Source organism: Vasconcelosia minhoensis LEGE 07310 (assembly GCF_015207255.1).
GTDB classification, from domain to species: domain Bacteria; phylum Cyanobacteriota; class Cyanobacteriia; order Phormidesmidales; family Phormidesmidaceae; genus Vasconcelosia; species Vasconcelosia minhoensis.
In genome coordinates, this window is the sequence record NZ_JADEXG010000118.1 from 1 (window position 1) to 6,305 (window position 6,305).

General features: G+C 54.8%; 8 protein-coding genes. 1 reads left to right on the forward strand and 7 read right to left on the reverse strand.

The features are described 5' to 3' along the window. Positions 1–109: 109 nt before the first annotated feature. The 7 genes from IQ241_RS26875 to IQ241_RS24665 form a co-directional block, all read right to left on the reverse strand. Positions 110–301 (reverse strand): PRC-barrel domain-containing protein, encoded by a 192-nt coding sequence (locus IQ241_RS26875; RefSeq protein WP_193912376.1) that lies wholly within the window; start codon positions 299–301, stop codon positions 110–112. 42 nt (positions 302–343) lie between these two features. Beyond that, on the reverse strand, positions 344–733 hold the full coding sequence (locus IQ241_RS24645) for a DUF2267 domain-containing protein (RefSeq protein WP_193912378.1): 390 nt from the start codon (positions 731–733) through the stop codon (positions 344–346). Positions 734–867: 134 nt separating this feature from the next. Next, positions 868–1,101 (reverse strand): hypothetical protein, encoded by a 234-nt coding sequence (locus IQ241_RS26880; RefSeq protein WP_390622495.1) that lies wholly within the window; start codon positions 1,099–1,101, stop codon positions 868–870. Between the two features lie 47 nt (positions 1,102–1,148). Continuing rightward, on the reverse strand, positions 1,149–1,388 hold the full coding sequence (locus tag IQ241_RS24650; protein ID WP_193912380.1) for a hypothetical protein: 240 nt from the start codon (positions 1,386–1,388) through the stop codon (positions 1,149–1,151). Between the two features lie 283 nt (positions 1,389–1,671). Beyond that, positions 1,672–2,046 (reverse strand): hypothetical protein, encoded by a 375-nt coding sequence (locus IQ241_RS24655; protein ID WP_193912382.1) that lies wholly within the window; start codon positions 2,044–2,046, stop codon positions 1,672–1,674. A gap of 45 nt (positions 2,047–2,091) precedes the next feature. After that, positions 2,092–3,819 carry an ABC1 kinase family protein gene (locus IQ241_RS24660; RefSeq protein ID WP_193912384.1) on the reverse strand — a complete coding sequence of 576 codons (1,728 nt, stop codon included), beginning with the start codon at positions 3,817–3,819 and terminating at the stop codon, positions 2,092–2,094. 311 nt (positions 3,820–4,130) lie between these two features. Then, a complete protein-coding gene (locus IQ241_RS24665; RefSeq protein WP_193912386.1) occupies positions 4,131–5,261 on the reverse strand; it encodes a DegT/DnrJ/EryC1/StrS family aminotransferase in 1,131 nt (376 codons plus the stop codon). Between the two features lie 165 nt (positions 5,262–5,426). On the opposite strand from IQ241_RS24665, the gene IQ241_RS24670 reads away from it, so the two are divergent. Further along, positions 5,427–6,224 (forward strand): ABC transporter permease, encoded by a 798-nt coding sequence (locus IQ241_RS24670; RefSeq protein ID WP_193912388.1) that lies wholly within the window; start codon positions 5,427–5,429, stop codon positions 6,222–6,224. Positions 6,225–6,305: the final 81 nt, after the last annotated feature.

Sequence of the window (6,305 nt, forward strand, 5' to 3'; positions counted from 1 at the left end):
GCTGAGCTGTTTGTTTGACTGCTGGTTACCCACGGCTGCAATACTCGCTTGCTTGGCTGATTACAACTTACCTCTCGTTTGGCTTAGTCCTGAAAAAATCTCTATTTTTTTAAGCCTGAGTAGTTACGACTAGCCGCTCTAATAACCAGTTGCCGGTGTTCACCACCAAGTACCGGATCGTCCAGCTCTCGTCATCAAATAAGAATTGATCTACCTTGCCGATTTCGCCATCACTGGCATGAATTTTGTATCCCCGTAAGGTTTCGGCACTCCGTAGGGTTGCTTGTCGAGTAATCGTCATATGCGCCTCCTAAAGATCTGAAATTCCTGCAAAGGTCAGGACCTAACTCACCGGGCTAAATAATGGCTCAAAGTCTGCCGGCAAATTCGACCGAACGTCTGAAATCTCGCCAGGGGTGACAGCTTTCTGCAAAACTTCTAGAACCAGACGGGCATGCTGAGTGGCAGCTGGAAGGGTCACCTGTTCGCGATCGCTAACCCGTTGAACAAACTCTTCAAGAGAGAAAACCTGACCACTCTTCGGCTCCTGCTTGCCCTGTTGCAGGTACTGAGCTAATTCCTGAGTAAGTTGGGCACAAAGATGATCCGTTTCATCGCCACTAATCCGCTCGGCTAGGGTTTGAAGAGTTGCCTGGGTTGCTCGTTCTGCCTGAGCCTGAGAGTCTAAACTAGCCCGATCCTGGACTTCGCTGATAAATTCATTATATTTCATTGGTTATCCGCCTCTTTTAAAAACTTCAAGAATTCCAGAACAAGGGTGGGTGCATCCACTGCAACAGAGTTCGCCTAGGAATTTATAGCTAAAGGATCAGCCCCACCCTGTCCTTTAATCACTCCAGCGACTGATTAAGCCCGGTCTTTGATGCCACTGACCCCAGCATTACTGGCACAGTGAGCGCAACAATAGAAAGCGTTTTTTGCTTCGATCACATGACCGACAATCCGACAACCACAGTGATCACACTGGGGTGCTAGGGCATGAATGGCACACTCAAAGCTATCGAAGGTATGAGACTGGCCTGCCATCACTACCTCAAAGGCTTTATCATATTCATTGCCACAAACTTCACAGGGGACCATAGGCCTGCTCCTACTTAATCTGTTGCGCTTACTGTATCTAAGGGAACTTATCCCTGATTTAATCGAGCCTTCAGAAGCTCTTGCGCTCGATCAGCTAACCGGCAATTGGTATCTTTTACGTCTTGAAAGAAATTAGTAAGATCCTGATCGCCTGCTTCCTTGGCATCCTGGATGTACTGTTCGTAGACTGCTCCTCCTTCCAGACTGTGGTAGAGGACGCTAACCAGGTCAAAGTGACGATTTTCAGTGCCTGTATTACTTTGGGCTTTGTTCATGGTCGTAGCCATACTTTCATTCTCCTTTCTAGGTAAAATTACGATGTTCTGAGCCAAGCCTAAAAAGTGTTTTGGGGATTCTCGTCACTCTCAAGACAGAGATCAAAAAGGAACAGGGGAATATCTCTAGAAAGCTCTATGTATTACGGCTGAAAGTGTTTTGGTGGGCAACATCCTGTAAGGACTTAACCTGGCTGTAATGGGGAACTTGATCGGGGACGCAGAGGATCTTCCAGCGCCTCAGTATCACTCTGAGCCACCTTTGGCTGCGTCAGCCCATTGCCCACCAACAGCCCTAAAAAATATCCAGCTCAAACGCGCGGGCATTGCCGCCCTCTAAAATCGCCAGATTGCTCTTCAGCTGAGTCCAGATCAGCCCCGCGCTCAGCAGCGTCAGCGGCAGTGAAAAGCCGTAGGACACCCAGCCCGAAAAGCCAAAAATGCTCAACCCTGAGGCTAGGAAAATGCAGATGCCCATGCAGATGCCCAGAAAAGGGAGCTGAACATCGATGCCCTGAAGCTTCGCCAGCGAGCGAGTAGAACGCTTCTCATACCAGTCATTCACAGTCTGCTTCAGCACCTGGCTAAAGGCAGCACCAGAGGTCAGCGAGATCAGCAGTCCTGCCAGCAGCAAAAAGTAAGGGGGTTGAAACTGATCGATATAGGACATGGTTTAAGGCTTCCTGAGCGGGGCAATATTGTAAAGCAATGTTAACTAGCCTACACCGTCTGACGCCGGCTGGAAAGCCATCGCCAGGCTCCCGACCGCTGCCGGCACGAGCGCGGCAGCCCGCTCCCTAGAATAGTCAGTCAGCGCATCCCAGGCGACATCAAGCAGCCGATTGGGCTGGAAGTCTTCCTTCACCAACAACCACAGCCGCTGCACCTCTTCCGTATGCAGCCGGTTATCCTCTGTCAGGGCGAGCAAGATGAGCCGCCGAATGTATTGACCCTCCGCCGAAAGCAGAAACTGTAACCCCAGCCCAGCGGTCGGAACCAGATCAAATTTTTCGTCCGAGCGGGCAATCATCAGCAGATTTTCCAGCCGCTGCCATTGGAACCGCCCGTCCTTAAATAGAACCTCGATCAGCCGTCGCCGCAGCGAAGTCGTCTCCGCCGTGAGTAGCCGCCGGGCGACATAGGGATAGGCAATTTCGACAATCTTAAAGTCGGGATTCAGGCTCAAGGCTAGCCCTTCTTGAGTTACCAGCGAGCGAATAATCAGCGCGAACTTAGCCGGTACCCGAAAGGGATATTCATACATCAGCTCCGAAAACTTATCGGTAATCGACTTGAAGTTAAAACTGCCCACGCTAGACCCGATCGCATCTTGAAACACCGCTTCTAAAGCCGGCACAATTGGCATCAGGTCAATGTCTGGCGTCAGGAAACCCAGTTTGACAAAATCATCCGCCAGGTTGGCATAGTCTTGGTTAATCAGATGCACAACCGCATCGACCAGCGTCTCCTTGGTCGTCATGTCGAGCTGATCCATCATGCCAAAGTCAATAAAGGCCATGCGGCCGTCTGGCATCGCAAACAGGTTGCCGGGATGCGGGTCGGCGTGAAAAAAACCAAACTCCAATAGCTGCCGCAGACCGGCCGTCACCCCAGCTTCAATGAGGGTATCGGTATTCAGCCCAGCCTGACTCACCTGCGCCGTATCCGTCAGCTTAAAGCCGTTGATCCACTCCATGGTCAGCACCTGCGCACTGCAATAACGCCAGTAGATCGCCGGCACCTTGACCCGCGGATCGTTCTGAAAATTGGCCGCAAATTTCTCAGCGTTGCGACCCTCGTTCATGTAGTCAATCTCTTCAAACAGCTTGCTGCCAAACTCGTCCACGATCAGCGTCAGCTCGTGGCCTAAATTAAGCGGCAAAAACGGCCCAATCCAGCCCGCCGCCCAGCGCATTAAAAACAGGTCGCGGCTGAGCAGTGGCAGCAGGTTGGGCCGCTGCACCTTGACCGCCACCTCTTCGCCGCTGTAGAGCCGGGCCTGATAAACCTGCCCCAGGCTGGCCGCGGCCACCGGCTGGTCAGAAATAAAGCTGTACACCTCATCCGGCGTCCGGCCCAGCTCTCGCTCAATGATCCGATAGGCAACCTCATTGGAAAAAGGCGGCAGCTGATCCTGTAGCTTAATCAGCTCCTCCAGAAAATCGGGCCGAATCAGGTCGGGTCGGGTTGAGAGCGCCTGACCTACTTTGATAAAGGTCGGCCCCAGCCGAGTTAAAATCTTTCGAATCTGCACAGCCCGTCGCGACTGATTTGCAACGCTACGCCCCAGCCAGCGATCGCTCAGTAACCCTAGGGCAAATCCCCCCAGCAGCCAAACTATCGTCAAGGCTCGCCAAAGTGCGGTCCAGGGCCGTCGCCAGTAGTAGCGAGCAATGGTAGCAGAGTCATAGCGGCGGGTACGGTGCGGGTCGGATGAGTTCAAAGCCTGTCAGCAGCCTCTCTTCTAATGTCTTCAGGTATCTCCAGGAGCACAGCGCATCCGATTCGCGAGTGTCACAGCGCCATTAGATGCACAGTCAAACATCGTAGTCAGGTTGGCGACAACAATATTTGAAATGGTTCTTAACCATAGTTCAAATAATAGTATACAAAACTACAGCTTGACGAGTCCGTATATAGGCATATCTATGAATCAAAATATATTCATAGGAATTTACCCGTCCCCTGTCAGGACAGGGTAACCATGCCCCTACCCAACTCTCTTTCCTCTTTCCTCTTCAGCCTCTCCCCCCTTCAGGCCGCCGCGATCGCATCCTTGAGCACATAAACCACCTGTGCCTGCTGCTCTGCCGTTAGCTCTGGAAACATTGGCAGGGCTAAGACCCGACCCGCCGCCTGTTCAGCCCTGGGGAAGGTACCAGCCCCGTAGCCCAGACTTTGGTAGACCGGCTGTCGGTGCAGCGGAATGGGATAGTAGACCATCGTGGCCACCCCCTGATCCTGCATCAGCTGACGGACGCGATCGCGGTAGCTGCCTGCCTCAGACGGTTTCAGTAGCACCGTATACTGATGCCAGACGCTTTTGCCCATAGACGGGGCTCCGGGCACCTGAATCCCCGGCAATAGCCCCAACAGCTGCGTATAGCGCTCAGCCACCACCTGTCGCTGCTGATTCCACCGGTCTAAATATTGCAGCTTCACCTGGAGAATCGCCGCCTGCACGGCGTCAAGGCGGCTGTTGATGCCGATGGCCTCATGCCGATAGCGGCTGCGGCTGCCGTGGGCGGCCAGCATTTGCGCCGTTTCGGCCAGGGCCGGATCGTTCGTCGTCAGCGCGCCGCCATCGCCACAGGCCCCCAAATTCTTGGTTGGAAAAAAGCTAAAGCAGCCAACCCGGCCAATGCCGCCAACCCGCTGCGGTCCCCACTGCCCACCCACCGCCTGGGCGCAGTCTTCAATTACCGGAATCTGGTAGGCCTGCGCCACCGCCATCAATGCGTCCATATCCACTGGTCGGCCAAACAGATGGACCGGCATAATCGCTTTCGTCCGCTTGGTAATCGTCGCCTCAATCTGGGCCGGGTCCAGGTTTAGACCATCCAGATCAACATCGACAAAAACCGGCGTCGCACCGACCGCACTGATGGCCTCCGCCGTACCGATAAACGTAAAAGGGGAGGTGATCACCTCATCGCCGGGGCCAATTTGCAACGCTCGCAAGGCCAAATAGAGCGCATCGGTGCCGGAGTTGCAGACCACACAGTCCGTCGTCCCGATATAGTCGCCAAACTGTTGGGCAAAGTGCTGCACCACCGGGCCATTGATATACTGACCAGATGCCAGCACCGCTGTGACCGCCTGGCTGATCTCAGCCTCAATCGTGGCATACTGCCGGGTCAAATCTAGGGGGGGAATTTTACTCACTCGCGCACACCAAGTCAGAGCTTCACCATACTATTATCCGCTGCTAGAGAAAAAAGCGTTTAATCAGGCTGCTCCTGTCCGCAGCTAGACTGAGCTCAGCTAGCCCCAATGCTAGCGCAGACCATAGGCCCTATTCTGGGGATTGTTCCTATTCGGGCACGGTATATGAACGACTCAATCGAGCTTGACCTGCTGCGCATGGCTTGGGCCCTGGGACTGGTCGCCGCCGCGCTGGGGCTGTCCAGCTGGCAGCGGCTAGGCCTGTCGGGAACAATCGCGATCGCCAGTGCCCGCACCGTTCTCCAGCTGGCCGCTGTCGGCTTCTTTTTCTCTATTATCTTTGCCTGGCGCAATCCCTTCGGGGTCTTAGCTGTCCTCGCGGTCATGCTGACGATTGCGGCCCTAGTCGCCCGTAACCGCATTGATCGCAGCCTGCCGCGACTGCTGCCCTGGCTGTGGGGGGGTATCCTTACCAGCGCCGCCCTTACCATGGGCTATGTCAGCCTCTTCGTCATTCGCCCCGACCCTTGGTACGAGCCCCGCTATCTGATACCGCTCACCGGTATTGTCTACGGCAATGCCATGAATGCCGCCGCGATCGCGGGCGAACGCCTGGTCAGCACCCTGCGCAATCGCCGCACCGAAATCGAAACTCACCTGAGCCTAGGCGCTACCCCCAGCCAGGCCATCTCAGCCTACCGCCGTGAAGCAATTAAGGCCGGCCTCATCCCCACCATCAACCAGATGATGGTCGTCGGCCTAGTCACCCTACCCGGCATCATCACCGGCCAGCTGCTGGGCGGGGCCGAGCCCTTCACCGCTGCACTTTACCAAATGCTAATCATGTTCATGCTGGCCTTTACTAACCTCACCACCTCAGCCCTGGTCACCTACGGCATCAGCCGCCAGTTCTTCAACAGCGCCCTCCAGCTAATCGACCCCAACCGCCCCAAAAAAACCTGAGCACCCCAACGTAACCCGTTCGCTTCCCGCTTCACCCACTACCCACTACCCACTACCCACCCCATCACCCTACTACTCCCC

Excerpts from the sequence above, each read along its gene's own strand:
- IQ241_RS26875 (WP_193912376.1), bottom strand. The coding sequence starts at position 301 with ATGACGATTACTCGACAAGCAACCCTACGGAGTGCCGAAACCTTACGG.
- IQ241_RS24645 (WP_193912378.1), bottom strand. The coding sequence starts at position 733 with ATGAAATATAATGAATTTATCAGCGAAGTCCAGGATCGGGCTAGTTTA.
- IQ241_RS26880 (WP_390622495.1), bottom strand. The coding sequence starts at position 1,101 with ATGGTCCCCTGTGAAGTTTGTGGCAATGAATATGATAAAGCCTTTGAG.
- IQ241_RS24650 (WP_193912380.1), bottom strand. The coding sequence starts at position 1,388 with ATGGCTACGACCATGAACAAAGCCCAAAGTAATACAGGCACTGAAAAT.
- IQ241_RS24655 (WP_193912382.1), bottom strand. The coding sequence starts at position 2,046 with ATGTCCTATATCGATCAGTTTCAACCCCCTTACTTTTTGCTGCTGGCA.
- IQ241_RS24670 (WP_193912388.1), top strand. The coding sequence starts at position 5,427 with ATGAACGACTCAATCGAGCTTGACCTGCTGCGCATGGCTTGGGCCCTG.